At 55.4% G+C, this 21,880-nt stretch carries 18 protein-coding genes and 1 tRNA gene; 8 read left to right on the top strand and 11 right to left on the bottom strand.

The genetic code is table 11. The features are described from left to right. The first annotated feature begins 5 nt into the window (after positions 1-5). From IEX85_RS03825 to IEX85_RS03815, 3 genes are all read left to right on the top strand, one after another. Positions 6-3,986, top strand: a complete 3,981-nt coding sequence (locus tag IEX85_RS03825; protein ID WP_188858489.1) for an N-6 DNA methylase — start codon at positions 6-8, stop codon at positions 3,984-3,986. Continuing rightward, positions 3,979-5,544 (top strand): NACHT domain-containing protein, encoded by a 1,566-nt coding sequence (locus IEX85_RS03820; protein WP_188858487.1) that lies wholly within the window; start codon positions 3,979-3,981, stop codon positions 5,542-5,544. The genes IEX85_RS03825 and IEX85_RS03820 overlap by 8 nt, the downstream gene beginning before the upstream one ends. A gap of 1,305 nt (positions 5,545-6,849) precedes the next feature. Continuing rightward, positions 6,850-7,467, top strand: coding sequence for a hypothetical protein (locus tag IEX85_RS03815; RefSeq protein WP_188858485.1), 618 nt, complete (start codon positions 6,850-6,852; stop codon positions 7,465-7,467). A gap of 912 nt (positions 7,468-8,379) precedes the next feature. Here IEX85_RS03815 and IEX85_RS03810 read toward each other — a convergent pair. Next, on the bottom strand, positions 8,380-9,186 hold the full coding sequence (locus tag IEX85_RS03810) for a recombinase family protein (protein ID WP_188858483.1): 807 nt from the start codon (positions 9,184-9,186) through the stop codon (positions 8,380-8,382). Positions 9,187-9,420: 234 nt separating this feature from the next. Between IEX85_RS03810 and IEX85_RS03805 the strand changes: the two genes are divergently transcribed. The 3 genes from IEX85_RS03805 to IEX85_RS03795 all read left to right on the top strand — a co-directional run bounded on the left by IEX85_RS03805 (position 9,421) and on the right by IEX85_RS03795 (position 11,837). Next, complete coding sequence (locus IEX85_RS03805) at positions 9,421-10,296, top strand: restriction endonuclease (RefSeq protein ID WP_188858481.1); 876 nt, start codon at positions 9,421-9,423, stop codon at positions 10,294-10,296. A gap of 464 nt (positions 10,297-10,760) precedes the next feature. Continuing rightward, positions 10,761-11,381 carry a hypothetical protein gene (locus IEX85_RS03800; RefSeq protein ID WP_188858479.1) on the top strand — a complete coding sequence of 207 codons (621 nt, stop codon included), beginning with the start codon at positions 10,761-10,763 and terminating at the stop codon, positions 11,379-11,381. A 183-nt stretch (positions 11,382-11,564) separates the two neighbouring features. Then, positions 11,565-11,837 (top strand): hypothetical protein, encoded by a 273-nt coding sequence (locus tag IEX85_RS03795; protein WP_188858477.1) that lies wholly within the window; start codon positions 11,565-11,567, stop codon positions 11,835-11,837. 185 nt (positions 11,838-12,022) lie between these two features. On the opposite strand, the gene IEX85_RS03790 is transcribed toward IEX85_RS03795, so the two are convergent. Together IEX85_RS03790 and IEX85_RS03785 are read right to left on the bottom strand one after the other, a co-directional pair. Continuing rightward, positions 12,023-12,622, bottom strand: a complete 600-nt coding sequence (locus IEX85_RS03790) for a hypothetical protein (RefSeq protein WP_188858476.1) — start codon at positions 12,620-12,622, stop codon at positions 12,023-12,025. Positions 12,623-12,772: 150 nt separating this feature from the next. Further along, positions 12,773-13,081 carry a hypothetical protein gene (locus IEX85_RS03785; protein WP_188858474.1) on the bottom strand — a complete coding sequence of 103 codons (309 nt, stop codon included), beginning with the start codon at positions 13,079-13,081 and terminating at the stop codon, positions 12,773-12,775. A 220-nt stretch (positions 13,082-13,301) separates the two neighbouring features. On the opposite strand from IEX85_RS03785, the gene IEX85_RS03780 reads away from it, so the two are divergent. After that, the gene (locus IEX85_RS03780; protein WP_188858472.1) at positions 13,302-13,958 is read left to right on the top strand and encodes a recombinase family protein; all 657 of its coding nucleotides are present in this window, start codon (positions 13,302-13,304) and stop codon (positions 13,956-13,958) included. A 141-nt stretch (positions 13,959-14,099) separates the two neighbouring features. Next, positions 14,100-14,195: transfer RNA gene (locus IEX85_RS03775), tRNA-Arg, on the top strand. A 157-nt stretch (positions 14,196-14,352) separates the two neighbouring features. Here IEX85_RS03775 and IEX85_RS03770 read toward each other — a convergent pair. The 8 genes from IEX85_RS03770 to IEX85_RS03735 form a co-directional block, all read right to left on the bottom strand. Continuing rightward, positions 14,353-14,607 (bottom strand): ParE family toxin-like protein, encoded by a 255-nt coding sequence (locus tag IEX85_RS03770; protein WP_188858470.1) that lies wholly within the window; start codon positions 14,605-14,607, stop codon positions 14,353-14,355. A 25-nt stretch (positions 14,608-14,632) separates the two neighbouring features. Then, positions 14,633-15,532: a viperin family antiviral radical SAM protein gene (locus IEX85_RS03765; protein ID WP_188858468.1), complete on the bottom strand. Its 900-nt coding sequence runs from the start codon at positions 15,530-15,532 to the stop codon at positions 14,633-14,635. Between the two features lie 78 nt (positions 15,533-15,610). Next, positions 15,611-16,273 carry a hypothetical protein gene (locus IEX85_RS03760; RefSeq protein ID WP_188858466.1) on the bottom strand — a complete coding sequence of 221 codons (663 nt, stop codon included), beginning with the start codon at positions 16,271-16,273 and terminating at the stop codon, positions 15,611-15,613. Beyond that, entirely contained in the window at positions 16,266-16,631 is a 366-nt protein-coding gene (locus IEX85_RS03755; protein ID WP_188858464.1) for a hypothetical protein, read from the bottom strand. Before IEX85_RS03755 ends, IEX85_RS03760 begins: the two co-directional genes overlap by 8 nt. Continuing rightward, the gene (locus IEX85_RS03750; protein WP_188858461.1) at positions 16,628-17,218 is read right to left on the bottom strand and encodes a hypothetical protein; all 591 of its coding nucleotides are present in this window, start codon (positions 17,216-17,218) and stop codon (positions 16,628-16,630) included. The genes IEX85_RS03755 and IEX85_RS03750 overlap by 4 nt, the downstream gene beginning before the upstream one ends. A 376-nt stretch (positions 17,219-17,594) precedes the next feature. Next, entirely contained in the window at positions 17,595-18,548 is a 954-nt protein-coding gene (locus tag IEX85_RS03745) for an Abi family protein (RefSeq protein ID WP_188858459.1), read from the bottom strand. Beyond that, positions 18,548-20,365 carry a restriction endonuclease subunit S gene (locus IEX85_RS03740; RefSeq protein ID WP_188858457.1) on the bottom strand — a complete coding sequence of 606 codons (1,818 nt, stop codon included), beginning with the start codon at positions 20,363-20,365 and terminating at the stop codon, positions 18,548-18,550. Before IEX85_RS03740 ends, IEX85_RS03745 begins: the two co-directional genes overlap by 1 nt. Next, complete coding sequence (locus IEX85_RS03735; RefSeq protein ID WP_188858455.1) at positions 20,362-21,876, bottom strand: type I restriction-modification system subunit M; 1,515 nt, start codon at positions 21,874-21,876, stop codon at positions 20,362-20,364. The genes IEX85_RS03740 and IEX85_RS03735 overlap by 4 nt, the downstream gene beginning before the upstream one ends. Positions 21,877-21,880: the final 4 nt, after the last annotated feature.

Below are 21,880 nucleotides of genomic sequence, written 5' to 3'. Positions count from 1 at the left end.
GAATCGTGCAAGATAACGAACTGCTTGAAGAAACTTCACAATGGGTCGGCAATCTAGATGCTGTGTTCACCAGCACGCTGTCCACTGGCGAGTCCAATGCCCTGATCCGTGAGGTCTTCAGCACATTCCTGCTGCTGCGTTGGGCTGACATGCAAGATTCCGAGCAGGAGGCCATGGCGATCTTTGAAGACCGTAGCTACCAGCCGCTTCTGCCCGAACAACTGCAATGGCGGCATTGGGTCAGCCTAGACCACCCGACGAGCATCGCCAAGCAGCTGCATGAGCTGGCGGGCTACATTGAGGGCTTACGCGGTAACTCCTCTCACCCATTGGTCGCATACTTACACCCCCTGGTCGCCCCTCTACGCCACGTCCTGGAGGTAAATTTTGCTTACCTAATCGACCTAGTTCGCTGGCTGGATAAGCTGCCTTTCGATACTTCGAGCGCCCGTTACGCCTTGCTAAATGTGTACGATAAGATGCTTGCCGAAACGAGCGACGTCCGTGGAGGCCAGTTCTCGACACCAGTCAACATTGCCCGTCTCGTTGTGGCGCTGGCCGACCCGAAACCCGGCGAACGAGTGTACGATCCGTGCTTTGGTTTAGGTAATTTTCTCGTAGTTGCTTGGCAACATGCCGAGCGCAGCAGGATAAAACAACATCGTTCTGGTGCCTTGCTCGAAGCATCAGGCATCGAGATCAGTGCAAACACGTTCCTAATCGGCCTGACGCGCATGCTCCTTGCAGGCATCGACAACCCGCGCCTAGCGCTGGGGAACAGCCTGGAACGAGAGTCTCTCAGCAGCCCCAGCCAGCAAGGCTTCGATGTTGTGTTGGCCGACCCGCCTTTCGGCGTGAAGGCGAAAAGAGATCCGTATTGCATCTCCCATTTCCCTGTTCTCACGAGTGACAGCACAGGGTTGTTTGTACAACACGCACTATCGCAGCTCAAGCCACATGGGCGGGCGGTGCTTGCTGTGCCCGAGGGCTTCCTCTATCGAGGTGGTGCTGAGCGCGAATTACGCCGCTGTCTGCTCGAAAAAGGTCAGGTGGAAGCCATAGTTGGTCTGCCGGCTGGAGTCTTTGCGCCGTATACCAACGTAAAGAGTTGTTTGCTGGTGCTGAATAAGCAAGGAGGTGCGAGCCGAGTGCGAATGGTCGATGCGAGCTCGCATTTTGACCAGAGGTCCGGCCGCAAGCCTCCAGTTATTAGCGAGGAGCTAGCGGACCAATTAGCCAACGACATAAGGAGCGCTGAGCTTCGCAAGCGGCGTGAGCCGCGCCCTGGCACCCCTGAAGGCACGCCGGGCTCTGGTGTGCTTTCGCGTTCAATATGGGAAGTCAGCGTCGACGAGCTTGCCTCCATCGACTGGGACCTGTCTCCCCGACTTCGCGAAAAGGGTGGTTTGGATGAATTCCTCGCCAGCCTCAAGGAGGCGCCAGGAGAAACTGTCTCAGTAGCTACTCTTTCGGATGTGGCTGAAGTAATTGGAGGGCGCTCCATAAAGTCGGCTGACTTGCTGGATGCCCCCCCTTTAGAACGGGCCACAGGCTATGTACGTATCAGGGATTTAAGCAAAGGCAGTGTAGGCCGAGTTTCTAGTTGGCTGCGACCGGAGGTGGCCAGCGTGGAACGACGTTGGGCTCTATTGTCCGGCGATGTCCTTGTATCCAAGTCAGGTACCATTGGTAAGGCAGCTATGGTTCGTGACAGTGCGGTCGGCTCAGTGGCTGCCGGGGGGCTTTATGTACTGCGTGCCCATCCGGAACGACTGGACGCAGGCTTCCTGCAAGCCTACCTGGCAAGCCCGGCTTGCCAGAACTGGTTGGCCGCCCAATCGCGCGGTGCAGTAATCCAGCACCTTAACCGTGTAGTGCTGGATCAATTGCCGCTGCCGCTGCCGCCGTTGCACCTGCAGGCCCAGGCCGCTGCGCAGTACCGTGAGTTCGGCACTGATGCTTTAGCGTTCTTATCACAGATCATGGGCAACAGCGAACCCGACCGTCTCTCCATCTGGCTAGCCGAGCTGGATGCCAAGGTTCCCAGATTTGTAAGAGGCCTGGATGATACTCCGGCACTGAGTCACTTCGAACCAATTGTGGCTTTGGCCAGACCAGTGCGTCGTTGGCTGGATCAGGAACAAGTGAGCAGCCAAGCGGCGCGATGGTTAGCACCTCTCACCTCGACCTTGCTACCTCTAGCTGGCGTGGCCCAGGTTCCGGAAGGTGCCGGGCTCCTTAGCGTGTTACAGGAGGCTGAACGTGGCGTAGCGGTAGTACTGGAACGGGCTACCGGCCACCGACCCACTACGTCTCAGGCCCGCGCTATTAGTGAGCGCTTGCGCGATTGGCTTCGCGCTGCGACTACGGACTTGATTAATGCTGTTGGGCTGAAGTTAAGCACCTCACCCGAATTGTTGACCGCCGGCAGTTTTGCTGAGTTCTCTGTGGGGCTGGAAAATCTCGGCGCCTTGCCACTGCGTAACGTGCGTGTAGAAACGCAGCCCCATTGGGGTGTAACCGAACTCCCTTACCTTGCTGAGAGGGCCTCATTTGCGATCCATTTGCAAGGAGACGTACCCAAGCAAGGCCGTGATCTACCTTTGCGTTTGCTGTGGAAAGCACGCTCCCTTTCGGGAGAAGAGGTAAATGGGCAGATCGAGCTAATAATACGGGTGGCCAATATAGAGCATGAGGCCCGCACTAAGGTCCCTGATCTTGGTGGCAGCCCCTATGTCACAGGTAGTCCCCTGAAGCCTCAGCACGGCCACGACGTTTTCTATGGCCGGGAAGGACTGATGGGCAAAATTAGCCGCCAGATTGCCACCCACGGCAACGTGGTGTTGCTAGAAGGCAACCGACGGGCAGGTAAGACCTCCATCCTCAGGCATCTGGAAGGCCGAACCGCAATACCGGGCTGGCTTGCAGTCTATTCCAGTCTGCAAGGGGCTGAAGGCTCCTCGCAAGCCGTTGGCGTACCCACCGCCGAAGTATTTCGTGAGATTGCTCGCAGTATTGCCACAGCACTGACAAAACTGGGGATCGAGGTAACTCTGCCAAATGGCCAGATCATCAACGCAGGCAAGCCGGCGCTAGGTATCGCACGTGCGTGCCGAGAAGGCATCAGTGTCGAGTCACCATTTTCCGACTTTCGCGATTACCTTGAACTGGTCCTAGCCATTCTAGAGCCCTTAGCGCTCGGCCTGGTGCTGATGCTCGATGAATTCGACAAGCTCCAGGAAGGTATCGACAATGGCGTAACCTCACCGCAAGTACCGGAGAACATCAGGTTCCTGATCCAGTCCTATCCGAAGTTCTCGGCCATACTGACTGGCTCGCGCCGCCTCAAGCGCCTTCGTGAGGAGTATTGGTCTGCACTTTATGGCCTTGGCACAAGTATTCCAGTGACAGCACTTGACGAACAGAGTGCACGCAAAGTGGTGACCGAGCCTGTTCGTGATCAGCTGATCTACTCTGAAGAGGCCATTGATCGCGTTATCAAAGTGACTGCAAGGCACCCATATCTGATGCAGTGCCTATGCAACCGCATATTCGACTATGCCGTTCAAACCAAGAGTCACTCGATCACTGTGAGCGTGATTAACGATGCGGCAAGAGGTCTCGTAAGGGACAATGAGCACTTCGCTAGCCTATGGGATTACGCTGGCTGGGGTCCTGAAACAGGGCGTCAACGACGGCAATTAATCCTGCTCCAATGCGCTGATAGCCTCAAACAGGGTACACACATCGACTTCGGAACATTGCACGAGCTATTGGTGCAAGAGGGCGTTAACGTGGACGACGCGGCGCTTGATGTCGATTTGACCTACCTTCGCGAACTTGAGCTGATCGAGTTTTGCGGCGAGATAGGCGATACGGAGTATCGTTTAGCCATACCGCTGATGGCAGATTGGATCGAACAACAAAAGGATGGCGAAGTGGTAGCCAGTCACGCACGCACGGAGGCGGAGGAAGAAAATGTCTGATAAGCGATTCCCTATATTAGGCACATCAGTGCCACCAATGCTTGGGCGAAAGGCTATTGTCCAAGGAATGGTCGATGCCTTAAGCAAGTCAGTTCCAGATCACCTGCAAGTGGTAGGCCCTCGATTCGCAGGTAAAACAGTGATACTACATGAGCTCGCTGGCCAACTACGGCAGGCTAGCCTCCCCTATTCTGCAGTCGTTTTGTGGGATCTGGGGCATCAAACACCGGGGACTGACGAGCAATTCATGCTGTGCTTCGCACGTGAGTTGTCTTCTGCTATCGAGGATAGCTATCCAGACTATGCCAAGCATATCCGTAGTACCGATGGTAATCCATACCATGAGATCGCCGAGGTTCTGGAGCTATTAACTGAAGAAGGCACCAAAGTTCTGGTGATTATGGATGGTTTTGATAAGCCGCTCGCTAATGGTCAACTGACGCGAAACTTATGGGACCAATTGCTAGAATTGGCTCGCAAGCCCAGTCTTCGGCTTGTAACGGCAAGCCGCCAAAGCCTGTATAAGCTCTTACGTAGCCCTGAGTCACAAACGAGTGATTTCTGGGGTATTTTTGATACCAGGGTCCCCATTGGATGCTTTGATGAAGACGACCTTGCAGCTATTCTTGAAGAGCTACCAGATATGCAATTTTCAATTGGCGCCAAAACGGAGCTTTCAAATGCAGGTAACGGATTTCCGGTTATTACGCTTGGGGTTCTGAATGCGCTTTGTGAGACAGGTACATCTGGAATAGTTAGCCCGGAAGATATGAAAGTAGCGTGCAGCAGCGCCTTTCCCTCATTAAACGACGCCGTCGACGCATTATGGATTGACTGTTCATCTTCATCTCAAGACCTATTAATGCGTGTATTGGAAGAGAAGTCCGTGCCCCGCACCGGCATTCCCTCTGCAGATGCAGAGACACTAATTGAGCGGGGCTTTGTACGCTATGAGGCAAACAAGCTTCAGCGGGTGAGCCGCATACTTTGCACCTATCTCGAGGAGCAACCACACGACGGCAATGCACTTGTGCGGTTGTTTGGTACCGCCGATTCTTACAAAAAGAATCTCAATGGTGTGTTAGAGCGCAGGATCGGACAGCTCAACAACATCGACCCGACACTACAGCGCTTCCTTGAACGTTGCACTGACGATCTACCCGACCACCCGGATGTGTTTCTGACTAACATCCGCGGCATCGTAAACCAAGCGTTTGAATTGATTTGGAAGGCGGAGCTGCCAGATAGGCGAATTCCTTCCGGCTGGATGGCGATTTGGAAACAAAATAGAGAACGTGGGGTCGATGATTGGGAAACAACCTTTCCCCAGGGGATTCGCCGTGTTCGTCTGCTCAACTTGATGACGGGTACTGACAAGAGCGTCCCATGCGCGAATCATGTGTCGAAGGAAACTTATATCCTCATGAACGCCGTGCATGTATTTGGGGATTTTGGGCAACATCAAGAAGGCACCCCTATCGATCATGGTACTGCCTATGCGGCCCTTCACCTTTGCGTTGAACTGGCAGCAACACTTGCTAGAGAGTTACCAACCTAGGAAGACTTCCAGTGGCTTACGGGGGCGTTTCCGCGGCGCTCCCAGAATGAATTCAGCAGACTCACCACCACGCCACAGCTCCGGCTGATTTGAGCTAGCCTTGGCTAAAACAGCTCAATAGGTTCTTTACAAGAATCTATCCTCGACAATAAAAGGGCTGTCGGTTCCCATCGTAGAAACCCTTCTCCTGCCAGTCAGGACTTTGATGCTCGGCGGACTTGCATTGACTCCAATGTTTCAAAGTTTCCTAGAGGCGCCAGAGCTGCTGCGTGGGCGACTTCCGGGGTCGCCCTCTTAAGCTACACCTACGTAAAAAGGGAGCTGTGAACGGTATCTGGGGACAGATCCCGGTTTAATGATGACTTTTCATTCCTATATTCCCATCGAAACCGTGCTGTTCACTTCCGGGTTGAGGGCCTCGAGCAAATTGGCTGGGATCCGTAGCGCAGCGCTGTTGCTTCAGCGCTTGTCTTGGTCCGCATGATAAGCACTTCGATCTGGTCCCTGCCTTCGAGATACACTACCCGCCGCGTCTCACGCTTTCTCTTTCGTATTCAGTGGCCGAGCAGCTGAAGTATGGCGGTGACAGCACGAACCGTACTGTTGCTCTCAATCACTAGGGCTTGGTCACTATCGTGCCAATCTGATGCAATCTAGGCGCTCAGGTTGTATCTGTGGCTGGATGGAAAGTTGAGCGTGCCTATCCAGTCCCAGCCAAAACATGTACCTGATGGCGCATACGGTTGACGTATGTTGACTACCAATTGGCTCAATGTCGTCGATATGCGGAAAACCGCCGCGACGTCATCCGGCTACAGCCCAAGCGCAATACGGCTTTCCGGCCGTGTCGTTGATCATCACCGCCCGATCTATAAGGATTGAAACTTTTCGGCGCCGTCGGCACAGATAGGCGAATCTAGTCCGCAGTGGTATATATCCGGCCACTCCAACACGTATAAGGATAAACGATTTAGATAGGCCCCACACAGAGTCGACCCGGATCAGCAGTCCGCTATTTTTCTAAGACTATGACAGAAATAAAACTCTCCTAGACCGTCATCCATATTTATTGTCAAGCAGCCGCCTCTTCTTTTGCTTAGGCATGCCTAAGCAACAAGTTAAACTGCCTATTGCAGTACATTTCAAGCAACAATAAAATTCTATTCGGCGTTGATGGACGCCCGCCCGCTTGCAAAGGCAAAGCTCAGCACCATTACTACAATACAAACTTCTGGCGACATAGAAATTTTGCCATGTCGGGTAAGCAAGCGGCTCGATCATAAACATGCGCATATGGAGATCTTTATGTCTGACTACAAGTATAGTTTCTTATCCCTCATCAAACGCGAAGCTAAAGCTTATGCCAAAGCCAATGGCCTGACAGTAACATCAGCCCAAGAGCACATTGCTAAATGTAATGGCTTTTCCGGATTTCATGAAATGATTACTGTATCTAAGCGCAATCCTGATGATCCGCGACTTCTTAAGGCTGCCCTTGGGGTTGAAGCATTAGACATTAAGGTTTGGCTCCACCCATTCAGACACGAAGTAGTCGACTTTTTGATGGCGTCGTTAGAAAGTGTCTTCGAAAAAACGAACGCACACTTGTTTTTTGATGACTTTGAGGAGGAGGTATTTTTGTCTGGCTATGATCCGAAAACGGGAATCGCTTCCTTCTTGATGCAAACTCAGTTTCACGGGACACATATTTATGGACAGCCCTTCAGAGGTGACGGAGTAGGCGTCATATTCAATACATATGTCGCTTGGCGCGACGGCCAATGGAAGCTTAGGGACACTGATGGGGTAGTAATCCGCGCAATTTGCGTCAACTGGGACCCTGATAGCGAAGACAATTACGATCCATATGGATATGGACCTGACTGGAAGGAAAGGCTTGAAAAGCTTCCCGCTTGTGGGTAATTAACCCCTAGCTTAGCTTCCCGGGTACTGGTATCGCACCCGGGATTTTTTATTTGTTAAAACATCTGTTATTTGGCATCCCATCCCTTAGTTTAACCAACCAAATAGGACAAAATTCGACCTCCGGCCCTGACATGACTACGCGCAGGATCCATCATCTGGGTTGCCGGTGTAGGTATGCCGGCCTGTACCCTCATCGACACTGGGCTGTTGGCGCCCAGGCCGATGATGTCGAGCAGCCTGGTCGGGATCTGCACCGTGGCACTGTTGCCACAGCGCCTGATCTCCGTGCGCACAACAGGCACACCGATCATGCTCCTGCCAACAACATACCTCTCGCTTCTCAGGCTCTCTCAATCGCCTCCAACGCTCGATCACCTGAGATGCGTCAGTGACAGCCCGAGCCGGGATGTCGCGCCTGAGCAGCAATACAGGCGGTTCTCGAGCCCATCAGGTGCAGCCCCGCCGTTCAGGTTGCATCGGCGGCGTCATGGAAGGTTGATCGCACCAGCTCAACTCGAGCCAGAACATGGGCCGGATGGCGTCCAGGATTGATGGTTGTTGACCGCCAGTTGGTGAAATGTCGTCGAAATTCTGAAGACCGCCGCGAGGTCACCCGGCTGCAGCCCATGCACCACGAGGCTTTCCGGCCGAGTCGTTGATCGGTACCGCCCAATCTATAAGGATCGAAACTTTCCGGCGCCGTCGGCACAGGGGGGGCAGCCCATTCAGAGCCGGCTTGGTCAGCGTCTTCAGTGCGGAAGTATAAGGAACGGAGCTCTGCGCTGGCTCCAGACAGAATCGATCCGGATCAGCATGCTCTGAACCACCTAAGACTATGACAGATGGTGCCCCCAGTAGGGGGCAACCAAATGTGGACAAATTTCAACCACCTGACCCGGCCCGGACTGGCTATGCGAATGAGCCGACATCCGGGTTGTCACCATAGGCATCCCAGTGATTGTCTCGCTTCTCTACGTCGGTACTCTGAACGGCAGAGGCACTCTTGCGCTTGGACTTGGCGCGCACCTTCTCCGGGTTCTCGATGCGGTCCATATAGTCCTTTACGGTGTTTGCTGACCACTTTCCCCCCTGCCGTGTGGCCCGCCCCTCGTCGTTGAATCGCTTTGCGATGGCAGAGTACGAGAGACCCTCACTACGAAGCGTCTTGAGCTCCGGGTATAGCTGGCGAGCGAACTCGTCGGCTTTGTTTCGCGCCTGCGCCGCTGCATTGACCTGAACCTCGCGGATGTTCGGATTCCCGAACGTCTCGCCCCTGGCCCGCTTCTCATCGAAGGTTTTTTTGGTGGTCTTGATCTTCTTCTCGCGCTCTTCCTCACAGCGGTTCAAGTAGGAGATCGCTTGCCTCTCGGAGATGAAGTCGTTGTTCTGGCTCTCGAAGATCGGGATACCAGCATCAAAGAAAGCCTGTGCCGCGTCCAGGTTACGCGTCAGTCGGTCAATCCGCGTCACGACAACAGGCCTGCCCGTTCTCTTCGCTAGCTCGAACACTTGTCGAAGCTTGCTGTTCTTCTTGAGGAGGTTGTCTCTACTGGACATGACCTCAATGACGAGATCCTCTTCGTTCATGAGCCATTGATGCATTGCTGCGCATTCTCGTAGGAGACCTTCCTGCGCCTGTAGGGAAGTACCTTCCTCACTCTGTTTGGAGGTTGATACGCGGATGTAATAGAGGGGGTGGAGGTTGTCTGGAGACATCGATAGTAAGTCAGTGGTTATATGAGATCTATGAGTATGACGTATTAGATGCTATAAGTCTCGTTTTGGACACCTGTGCATCACGGTATGAGTGCAGTTCACCTCGATTTCGCTGGCGACCCGGAACATGACGGGCCGTCGCACAGACCCTTTCCGCCCATACACTGTCGAAAACAGGTCTACTTTTCATAGGTGCCTCAAGCGCACGATCGTCAGTTTGCACAGGACACATACATGGCACGGAAACGCCGCTCCTCACCCTTGGAACACCTGATCCGCATCGCTACCCGGCTGCCCGCCTGGGTGAGCCTGTTGCTGGCGCTGATCAGCTACCTGGTCCTGCACCAGTTCGCCGATCGTCCGGTTGCAGTCGCGACGAGACCCGGCAGCGCGGTGCCGGCCAACATGGTCGAGATCCTGCTCCACCCGCTGCTCAGTGTCCTGCAGTACGCCATCCCCATAGCGCTTGTGTTCGGAGCCCTGGTATCGCTCCTGAAGGCCTTCAGCGGGCGCCGGCTTGCGAAGCAGTACCTCGCCACTCCCTCGCCCCAGATCGACGCGCTGACGCCGTTCCGGGGCCGCCAGGGCACGGCCGATATGAGCTGGCAGCAGTTTGAGCTACTTGTGGGTCAGGCGTTCCGGCAACAGGGCTACCGGGTGATCGACGGCGGCGAGGACGGCCCCGATGGCGGCGTCGACGTGCACCTGAAAAAGGACGGCAAGACGTACCTCGTTCAGTGCAAGCATTGGAAGGCGCGCAGCATTGGCGTTTCCGTTGTGCGTGAGCTTTACGGCGTCATGGCCGCGTCGGGTGCCGCAGGGGGCTTTGTTGTGACATCCGGCGACTTCACAGATGACGCCAAGGTTTTCGCGCACGGCAATAGCATCGACCTGATCGACGGCGTCGAACTCGATGTGATGCTTCGGAGTGCAGCGAAGTCACTTCCAGAAGACGCTCTGAGACCGTCTGAGACGTTCCCTGGGACTGTTTCGTGCCCGCGCTGCGCATCTCCCATGATCAAGCGCAAAGCACGTCAGGGAGTGAATACGGGGCAGGAGTTCTGGGGATGTTCGCGGTATCCGAAATGCAGGGGAATTCGGCAGATCTAATCTTCAGCTGGCGCTGGCGCGCCTGTTTCGAACTTGGCCTTGAGGCGCCTTGCTCCGTCAACGCCTACACCGATCAGAAAGCTGCGGCGCTGCAGGCGGCTGGAGAACGATGAGCGCTCCGGCCAGTTCGGCTGGGCCGATGCTGAGAATCTCGCCAAGCTGATGAATGAACCAATTGGCTCAGGCCTCGCTACCAGAGTTCTCGTGGCGTCTGGGAATACCACCTGATGGTCTATTATCGCATGAACACCGAGGTCAAGGCGGGAGCTAGCTACATGAGTAACAACTATAACAGTCTCACTATCACTCATTACTATAGGTCAAGCTTGTACTCGAAACCTTTAGATCCTAGGTACGTATCTATGTCCAATAGACTAGCTTGAGCCGAAAGACAGAGGGGAGGTTGAATTGCTCGTTTTTTAACTATACTGCTATATCTTCTCAAACACGACAAGGAGAATGCAGTGAAAACATTTTTTCTGACCCTAATTTATTCACTCAGCTTCTCATCAATCACAGTCGCATCAGAGTTCGACATAAAAGGATTAAAATGGCGTATGAGCGCAGAGCAAATCGCTCAAATTGCCGGCGGTACTACAAAGTATGACTGTGCTTCTGCAATTCCAGATAAAAAATGGACTTATGGGGGTTTAGATGGCTGGAGTGCATCATGCGAAAAACCCAATGCGGGTTATCTAGACCGACATTTAGAAGCAGTACACAATATAGTTGCCACTAAATACAGCGGATTATTTCAGATTCATGCAATCACTTTATCAGAAAAAGTTTTAGGAGAATCAGGATTTACAGTTCCTGAACTTGTTGTTATTTTCTCGAAAAATTTTGGTGACTTCAAAACAACCTCATACAGCGTAACAGATGGCCTCGGTCGAAACTTCACGAAGCTTAAAGCGGTTGCTGTAACCGATGATGCAATAGTAACAATTGAGGACGGAACCTATGGACCAGACCACCAAGACTTTATCGAATTAACTATAGAAGACCCTACTCATGCAATGCTAATGATAAAAGCAGACGAGGAAGTAAAAAACGCATCGATCAAAAAAGCTACAGAGGACTTTTAAAATAAAAACCAAAGGATTCATCACAAAAATTCATCTTCAAACAATACAAATAAAGCATTTTTACACCTACTTTAGCTATCAGCCAACCACATCAAAAGCCCCACAGTGCGGGCTTTTTACGCCTTCAACAAAGTCCAACAGGGTCGCGCTTCGCGGCCCTTTTTCGTTTCAGGGAGAATGGTCATGGCTGAACCACGCAAAGGGATCGAGCTGCTGTACCTGGCAGAGCGCTATGAGTACCGGGTCATCGCGACGTCGGTACTGGATCACATCTTGTTCGAGTCGGCATTGAGCGATGGCGCCAGGAACCTCTGGTTGATTTTGTATCGCGGCGCAGCATTGAACCGGAGTGTGCGGAGTGAAGCCTCCGCGGCTATGAAAACCCGTACGACGACGCAGTTGAAGCTGTGTCTGATTGCGATCTGCAGCGCGAGAAGCACTCAGGCCTGCAGCTGAGCGCCCCTGTGCTTACGCGTGCGCGACGATCAGACGAGATACGAGTCGATTGACGGGTAGCGATTCGGAAGCGCTTAGAGACGATCTGAGAAATCATGCCCCGGTCATGCGCTGGCTTTTCCCGGGGTCAGGCTGTCGGGCTGATTAGCGAGGGGCGTTGGCAGACCCCTCGCTTTTCGGTGTGATCAGAACGGGCGGTTGGTCATCGTGGCATAGCGCCGGCGGTAGTCAGACCAGGGGCAATGGATCGTCCGTTGGATCCGCTCGTCGGCATCGTAGATCGGCGCCGGTGCGAACTCATCCAGGTACTGCCAGAACACGAAGTCGCTCCGGACGTTGCGCACCTGGGTCTCGAGGATTTCACGGCAGATCGGATGCAGATCACGCATGCGCATCAGACGCCGGGCCTGGGTCCAGTTCAGGGCGATCACGTCGGTCAGCGCCATGTCGTTGGCGAGGCCGAACAGGAACATGCGCTGATGCAGATCGTCCAGGTGGTCCATGTGCTCGTTGAAGTCCTGCACCGTCAGCGGGCCGTGGAAGTCGAACCACAGATTCAGCGACGGATCGATCTCGCCGAAGAACTCGGCACGCTTGACTGCCTGCAGCACGCCCCGCACCGCCTTGTCGGCAGTGGCTCGGTCGGCGCGCGTGCGGATCAGGTCATGTACGGCCTTGAGTTTGTAGTTGGAGAGCAGGCTGAGATCCTGGGTCCAGATCGGGGTATTCGCCAGGGCGGGCGTATAGGCGCGATCGGACAGCATGCGAAGGTCGCTTAACCGCATTGGAACGTTCCTCTGTTGTCAATGCGGTAAACATAGACTGCCGGTGTGCGGCGTAAAGTCGGAACGCGCACATTCCAACCTCAACGAGGGCGACGGTGAGCTTTTGAGGTGCCCGGTTCACGAGCGGCCAGCTCGGTGTGAGCAGTGGCACTACTTCCCATTGAACAGCTCTGCGATCTCGTCCTCGCACATGCGGTCGAAATCGTCGGGCACCTTGATCTGGTCGCGCAGGAAGCCGGCGTCGCGCTTCTGCAAGGAGGCCCTCAACAAGGATGCAACGGCCATCACGTCCCCAGCACGGAAGACCAGGCCTCCAGAACCTGTTCGGTACATTGGCTCAGGTGGCTCCACGCCACGCAACGGCTTGCGTTCATGAATCGCGGCCTTCAACTCCGATGTGCGCACGTTCAGAAGGCGCGCGGCGTCGTTGATCCCGATCCGACTGTCACTGAAGTCCATACCCGGTCCCTTACTGTGATCATCGCTCCATATTCGCAGCATGTGCGGGGTTGGTAAATCGCCGGTGCTGAGCAAGTCCATCAAACTGGAACATTTCAGACCCCACTATAAGTTCCTAGTGATCTACCTATTGCCGTGACTATCACGTCTAAAAACTCTGTGTAAAAAATCTATGTGCAGTCACAACTGATCACGACGTTTACTAGGCAGCAGAGACACCATGAAAATAGGATATGCGCGGATCTCCAGCGAGGAGCAGAACTTTGATATGCAGATGGATGCCCTGGAAGCAGCTGGCTGCGCCCGCATCTACCAGGAGAGAGCATCCGGGGCAAAGATCGATCGTCCGGAGCTCCAGAAGGCTCTCGACTTCATGCGAGAGGGTGACACGCTGGTCGTGTGGCGCCTCGATCGACTCGGCCGGAACCTCAAGCACCTAGTTCGTACTGTCGAGGAACTGAGGGAACAGAAAAAGAACTTCTCAAGCTTGAATGAGCAGATCGATACCGGAACCGCCGCGGGAACATTGATCTTCCACCTCTTCTGCGCTCTGGCTGAGTTTGAGCGAGGTCTACTACGCGAACGTGTCAACGCCGGCCTTCGGTCTGCACGAGCACGCGGACGAGTTGGGGGCCGCAGGAGGACGATCACCGACAACGTGATCTTGAAGATCGTGGCCGACGTGCAGATGAACCCAGAAATCCCTATCACACAGATTTGTCAGCAGCACGGTATATCCCGCGCCTCCTATTATTCGGTGGTTCACCCCCGGCTTCAGGATGAGCAACGGAAGCAAGAAGAGCGACGAGAGATCCAAAAACGAGAAATACAGGAGCGGTTGCGGAAGACGCTACCGGAGCCTGAGGATGTGAAGTAAAACAGCTCAAGGGGGCTGCCAAGCCCCCGACAAGGCAAGGATGATGCTCCAATTCCGAGCACACTCTGATCACACTGCCGCCGAGAAATCGCCTCTGTTTTCCCCAAAGCGATGCCCTCTACATTGCCCCGGAACCGCATGGGGCCTGGCCCGACACGATCAGGCAAAATCTCAGCCCCAATCAGGGCCAGGTTCCGATCCTGTTGGTCGGGGGTTCGAATCCCTCCGGGCGCGCCATCTTTTCCTGGCTCGGCACTCCCTGCGACACAGGAGACTTAAAATCTCCCGCCCCCGTTACACTGCAAATCCCCAATCGCAACTTGCTGCCGTTGTGGCTTTCGGCTCGGACTCGGCTTTATAGGCCGGGCGCGAAAAAGCCCCCGACCCGCTACCGCTAGCCATACCTGCGATCAAAGGTATCGTGCGCCATGCACAGATACGGACCGACGGTGAGCTGCTCGATCGAAACCACCATCCGGTAGCCGCAGTTGATCTTGAAGCGCACCAGCTTTCTGTAACCCCGGAGTTTCTTGCCGCCCAACCGAGTAGCCTTTGCTGGATGTCGCTGCAGCACGGCGATCATGCGTTCGGCCTTCCGGCGCAGACCCGGGTCCAGCGGGTCCAGCTCGCGAATCATTCCTTTGTCCATGTCATCAACCTCCTCCAGCGACCGATCAGACGGCCTGTACCGGGATCAGCTGGTAACGACGGGCGAAAGCTTCGGCGTCGAATGGTACCTGCGTCAGCGCGCGTGCCACACCGACCTGGAGGATCGGCGAGCTGAGGATATAACCCTGGCCTGCCTCGCCGTTCTGGTAGAAGCGCCCCTCGGGGTCGATCATCAGGTAGGACTGGCGCATATCCTGGTTGTCCTCCTCGACGACCATGGTGCCGAGTTCCGCATGCCGCTCTACAAAGGCCCGGTATTGGGCGTCGCTGATCACCAGGTTGTGGTCGTGGACCGGCAGCACACGTAGCAGTTTCCACTTGTCCGGACGGACCTGGTGACCAAGATCGCGCATGTCCTCCTGCCAGTTGAAGGCATTGACCACGGTATTGATCTTGAGTACGCCTCGGGGATTGAGCGCACGATACTGGCGCGCCATTTCGATCAGCCGCTCCCGGGAAAGACCACGTCCCTTACGGTCCTGGCGACCGATACGCTGCACCGTTTCCGGGTTCATCGAGTCGTAGCTGATGCCCAGCACGCTCAGCCGGGGCGCCAGAGCCTCCAGCATGGCCTCGTCGAGGAAGTGGCCGTTGGTGATAATGGAGGTCTCGAAACCACAGTCCTGCGCCCGGTGCAGCGCCTGCACGAAGCGGTCTCCAAGTAGCATGGGCTCGCCACCGGCAAAGTTGAGACGCACGCTCCGGTAGCCAAGCGCCTGCTGCAGGGGATTGGGATTCAGGAAGTAGTCCGACAGACCATCCAGCAGGCGTTCCACCTCACCCGAATGGCGATGCAGCTCACGCGCCGAGCAGTGGTCGTTCCAGGTCGCGTAGCAGTAGCCGCAACGGTAGTTGCAGCTTTCGGTCATGTGGAAGTTGATAACCAGTTGATCGAGGGTAGTCATGGGAAACGCTCCTTTCGTTGCTGACGATAAGGAGCGTCCCCCAGTGCATTGCACTACCAAGAGGACCGGAGAAAAAAGTCACATTTTTTTGAACTGATCCAGCAGGGCGTCGAAATCCCGCGCTTCGGAGTGCTTGTCGATCAAATGTTGCCGCAGTGCCATCACGGACGGCTCGCTGCTCTCGACAGCGTTCGCCAGCTCAGCCGCCCGGCCCAGGTCTCCCTGCAGGTATGCCAGCAGCATGCTGTCCGCAGGTGCCAGCACCGCCGCCTGCGCCAGCAGTGCCTGCAGCAGGTTCAGGTTGTCGCCTGCCACCTGCGGCAGACGGGCGAAGGGGTTCGGCAGACGCTGGGTATAGAGGTCATGATCGTCTGCCAGGGCTTCCACCAGGTCCATGGCGTCCGGACTGCTGAGCCCTATTCCCAAGAGGCTATTTCGTTCGGAAAACAAGGCCCGCAGTGTAACGGCGGCTTGCTGACGAGTCTCCCCGTTATCGAAGATGGCCTTGATCTGCTTGGGGTCGCTGAACACCGCATTGAGCAGCAGGGCGTTGTACAGCACCACCTCCTGGCCTGACGCCAGATAGGTGGCGGAGCGATCGACAATCAGCTCCTTCTCCACCTTGATCAGGCCGTTGCGTACCAGCGAGTTGGCCTTGGTCTTCAGCAGCTGGCTTTCCCGGGCCACGTCGATACCGAACAGGTGCCGTATGGCCTCCGGCACCGTTCTGCGGCTAGCCATTGCAGGACGCCGCCCTCAGCATCCTGCTGACCGAATGATCCGCGTTGACCGGCAGCTCTGCCAGAAACCGGGCAGCAGTAAACCAGTCCTTCGAACTGTATCCGTAGCGGCAGCCGGGCCCTTCGCTGCGATACTGCTGCACAACGCCGATGCAATAGCCGGCACGCATCGCCTCGGAAAGCGAGGTGCTGACCGCGGCGAGCATGTTCTGCTCGTCACGGCGGCTGAAGATTTCCACCACCTCGCGGCAGGACTCGATCAGGAACTGCGGATCGTTGCCACTGAAGGGCTGCTCCCGCGCCTCGGCTGTCAGACCGAATCCCAGAGCAAGCACAGTAACTGCGGCGGTGCGTTTCATACGTTGGCCTCCTGGCTCTTGTCCTGTCGGGTGCTGTCATCCTCTGCAACACCCCATGCGTTAACTGTCCCGACTGTTGGTGGCACTCTATCCGTGGCCGTCTCAGGTTCCGGCTTCGTCAGTCGCTCTGCGGTCAGCTTCGGCAGCGGGGCTGCTCCGTAGATACACAGGATCAACAGTAGGTTCTCCAGCGGAATCCAGGGGCTGCGTAAAAGTTCCATATGCTCCATAAAGTCGGAGCCTGCAGGCTGCCCTTCGATGACTGCGAAGAGCGTCCAGAACTCCGCGCTAAGTAATGCAAAGATGGCAACGACAAATCCCAGTTGCCGCATGAGCACCCACCAACTCCAGCCCTGCTGGCGACAACGCCAGATATAGCGCCAGATGACCAATGGCAGCACAATCAGTATGGCCAGCTCAGACAGGTCGAGATCGCTCACGCCCTCGCCATATTCGAATATTTCATACGGCGTCAGCCCAAGGCACAACAGCGCGAGCAATCCCAGGCTTAAGTAGAGTACAGCCGTGAGCGACCAGGATGCCGCCCGGCCGAAGATACCGTCGAGAAAATTGAGGATATGTGTCATTGAGTGCTCATCCTTGAGGTTTGTGATTCGAGTAGCTGCCGGAGCCCATCATATAGTTGTGGGTTCGTGCATGCCGTCAAATGAGAGAAAGCACCTTTCTCATTGTTCTATATAGACTTTTTGTTACGCCCATCCAATAGCGGCCCGACTTGGTCAAATGACCGTCAAATGAGAGGGCCTTCTGGTCAGCTACGACTCCCGTTCGTGTCCCAGCCTTTGCCTGGTCTTGTTTAAGCGCGCATTGCGGCCACACAGTGTCTACCGTATCGGCGGGGATTCATTGACACCCGGATAACGGAAGTTATACTTCTGATCAACACGGCCCCCGCCACTTGGTCTTCGGACTTACGCGGGGGTTCTTATTTTTCCCCGCGTATCAAACCCACCAGCTTTTCCAGTGCTCCGGCGCCCCCGTGTCGTCTACGGACAACTTGCATACCGAGTGTTGCCCAGGAAACCGGTCCAGATGCTCTGCCAGCCGCTCGTGCCACCGGGTCTCTGGACACACAATGCGAACGAGGTGACGGGCAATGGCAAACAGAAGAAACGGGCGAGCAATCAGCTCTGGTCGGCCGATAAAGGCATCGCACCAGGATAGAACACCTGCATCCGGAAGCTGGGGCTGATCCACTACGTTCCGGTTCCAGAGCCGGCTGTGATGCGCGCACAGATTACGCAGGTAGTTAAGCGAGCGTAGCCAGCTCTGAAAAGCCAGCCAGTCCCGCACGCCATACTTGGTTGCGATCGCCTGCTGGTCGGCAACCTTCATCATCGCAAAGAGCATCGAAACGGCGCCGAAGTCCCAGGTTTCCACAACAACCCAGATGGGCAGATCGTCGCCGTGGCGCTGCCGGTAGTGCTTGATAAAGTCTTCCTTCGAGCGGTTCTGCAAGTCCCGACAGCGTTTGGCCCAGCGCTCGAAGCGTCCACCGCGAACGAAGGAGGGGTGGTACAGCGACTTGTTCAGATGGGCGAAGGTATCGCGCTCACCCAGTCGATGGGCCAGATCGACGCGCAATGCCACCTCGATGCGCTCCAGTGCATCCATCATCAGCAGCCGCAGCTGTTTGTCGAATAGGTAGAGACGCACGGCATCGACAAACTGGGTATCATCGACGAATCTATCGGTCGCCCGGGTCAATGGCTGCCCGGAATGACTCCTACCAACCTCCTCGAACTGCCGGAAGGGGTACCAGTAGGCGCTGAGACGGTAGTACCCGACTCGTTCGAGGTAATCCAAAGCCGCGGTTTCATCGGAAACGCCCAAGCCCCGGCTCTGCAGCAGGGCCAGCTGATCCCCATAGGACTTCCAGGGGCGGTCGTAGGCCATTAGCCGACCGCCTGTTCCACGACCGCCTCGGCCAGATGGCAGCGGGTTTCGTTGGCCTGATTCAGGCGCTCCTTGAGTTGGTCGCAGAGGGCCATTAGCTCGTCAACTTTAGTGACGATACGATATTGTTCAGCAAGTGGAGGAAGTCCAATAACAAGCTTTCTCAAAGCTCCTAATGACACAAATGGCTGAGCTCCACCGGAGGCTTGATCCTGTAGCTTCGTCGCAAGATCTTCGGTATAGAGTTTAATAAATCTTGGGTAGGTTAATGTCTTACTAAAGTACTTAAACAAAGCAACATTTTTTATGCTAAAAGGCCGATCGTCCTTAACCATCACCTGGTTCCCAATATTCCCGCCAATCATAGAGAAAAGGATATCATCTACTTCAACTTTAGATCGTCGGCATATTTCAATATGATCTAACTCACTAATTCTGCGGGCGGAAGAAAAATCAATGTTACCTTCGCAGAAGTTTTTACTGGTTACTAACGGATAAGTATTATCCCCAGCAGCATCTTTTGGCGAGTCATGCGTACCATCTCTAACGTCTATTACTTCGCTGAGGCGGGACCATACCCATTTCGAAGGAAGGTCAAAGCTCTTCTCGTCATCTGCTACTGATGGTAACTTTTTATATCTTTTGATCTTGCCCTCTTTCACCAGCCTAACTTTCTCTACCTCAATCTCTTTCAGCAGCTCGGACGCCGACCCATCATTCGGGTCCTGGGGCACAAGGCGGCCCATCACGGCAAGCTGGAGGATGGTCTGCTTCAAACGCTCGATGCTATGTTCGGTGGTGAACAGAGTGTCGAAGTGGGTGGCGAGGCGGGACCAGTTGTCGGCCAGTTCGGCGGCGTCCTTTGCCTGAACGAGGGTGTCTAGCAGGGCATCGACGAGGGTTTCGTGGGCGCTGATCTGGTTGCTGGTCTGCTGCTCCAGATGGTCACAGAGAGCCATTAGTTCATCGACTTTTTCAACGATGCGCTGTTGTTCAGCAAGTGGAGGTATCGGGAACACTTGTTTTGAAAACTCATCAAACTTCAAGCTTTCCACAGTTGTTCCTGTTTTCGTCAAGATTTCGAGTATAAACTTTTCGAACCCCGCCATCACAAGCCTAATATACAAGGAAAGATCAGGCTGATATGGCCTTAGTGCTTTTAAATCCTGGTTTACTGTGCATTTAACTTTGGTAAGCGCAACTGGAAAAAGCCGCCTTAAAATCCCACTTCGCACAACAAATAGCAAGGTATTTTCAGGATAGAGCTCCAGCCCGTCATCAACTGCTTGATCAGTCACATGATCTTCGGAATCAAAAATATCAGAGACCTTCATATCCTTGGGTGTAACCCAAGGAATATCTCCGTTCCAATATTTTTCTTTTAACTTACTCGGCGTCTTACCACCAGAGAAGATACCAAGATGGGATAAAGTCACTAGCGCCCAACCTTCTGGCAACTGGCACGGGCTCTTATCCTCCAAAATCTCCGGAAGCTTCTTCGGCTTCTTAATCTTCCCCTCTTTCACCAACCGGACTTTTTCCGCCTCGATCCGTTTCAGCAGCTCGGAAGCCGGCTCATCGGTCGGGTCCTGCGGCAGCAGCTTGCCGCGTACCGCCAGCTCCAAAATCAGCTCGCGCAGCTTCTTGATGCCAGTCAGTTCGAGTTTGCCGCTCTTTCCGGAGCCAGCGCCACGACCCGCGCTAGACTTGTGGGTAATCGCACTGGTCCAGAGGTCCATATTGCCGACGAGTGCTCCTGCAACGTCGGCATTCCCGCCATCCCTGGCGGTCTTCGTTTCGATCCGCTGCGCACTCATGCCTGCTTTGCCTCCGCGCTTTCGGAAGCCACTACCGCACTGTTGGCGGAACCGCCCAGCGCATCAGCCAGGATATCCTTCAGCTGGTTGCGAATTTCCTGAATCTCGGCCTGCTGCTGTTCGTATTTGGCGAGCAGCTCGTCCGGGTCGTGGCTGATCTGCTCGCCCTGGTGTGGGTTTTTGATATCGAGGTTGTAGTTGCGCGCCTTGATCTCATCGATGCCGACCTTCCAGGCCCGCTCGTTCTCGACGCGCTTGGCAAAGCCGTCGGCCTCGTCACCCCACCAGTCGATCTCGGTCTCTAACTCCGTGAAGCGCATCGGCTTGGTCTTGCTGTAGCTCTTGTAGCCTTCCGGGTATGGATGCTCGTAGTACCAGATGCTTTCGGTCGGTCGGCCCTTGGTGAAGAACAGCAGGTTGGTCTTGATGCCGGTGTAGGGGTTGAAGACGCCGTTGGGCAGCCGGACGATGGTGTGCAGGTTGCACTCGCTCAGCAGCTTTTCCTTGAGGCGAGTTTTCATGCCCTCGCCGAACAGGAAACCATCCGGCAGCACTACAGCGGCGCGGCCGCCGTCCTTCAGCAGGTGAATGAACAGCGTCATGAAGAGGTCAGCGGTTTCCCGGGTGCGGAAGGCCTGCGGGAAATTGGTCTCGATACCATCTTCCTCCATGCCGCCGAACGGCGGGTTGGCGACGATGACGTCGACGCGTTCCTTCGGCCCCCAGCTGATCAGCGGGCGGGCGAGAGTATTGTCGTGGCGGATTTGATCCGGCACCTCGATGCCGTGCAGGATCATGTTAGTGGTCGCCAGCAGGTGCGGCAGCGGCTTCTTCTCGACGCCGTGGATGCTGCGCTGCAGGCGCTGCTCGTCGTCCGCCGTCTGGACGTAGTGCTTGCGCTTGTGCTCGATGGTGCAGGTGAGGAAGCCGCCGGTGCCGCAGGCCGGGTCCATCACCGACTCGTCAAGCCTGGGATCGACGCGGTTGACCATGAACTCGGTCACGGCGCGGGGCGTGTAGAACTCGCCCGCATTGCCGGCGCTCTGCAAGTCCCGGAGGATCTGCTCGTACATGTCGCCGAAAGCATGGCGCTGCTGCGACCGGTTGAAGTCGATGCCTTCCTCGATCTTGTTGATGACCTGGCGCAGCAGCTGGCCGGACTTCATGTAGTTGTAGGCATCCTCGAACACGCTGCGCACCACGAAGGCACGCTTGTCTTCGCCGCGCGGCTGCAGCGACTGCAGGCCAGGGAAGAGGTCGTTGTCGATGAATGCCTTCAGCTCGTCGCCGGTAATGCCTTCCGGGTCCGCCGCCCAGTTGCGCCAGCGCAGGTACTGGGGGATCGGCGAGTGATAGTCGTCATCGAACAGCTCCCACTCCTGCTCGCGGTCGTCGAAGATCTTCAGGAACAGCATCCAGACCAGCTGGCCGATACGCTGGGCATCGCCGTCGACGCCGACGTCCTTGCGCATGATGTCCTGAATGGATTTGATAACGGTGCTGATGGACATGGGT

The organism is Marinobacterium nitratireducens (genome assembly GCF_014645375.1).
In the GTDB taxonomy this organism is placed as follows: Bacteria; Pseudomonadota; Gammaproteobacteria; order Pseudomonadales; family Balneatricaceae; genus Marinobacterium_A; species Marinobacterium_A nitratireducens.
The sequence above is the reverse complement of the archived record's forward strand: the minus strand, read 5'-3'. Positions and strand labels throughout refer to the sequence as shown.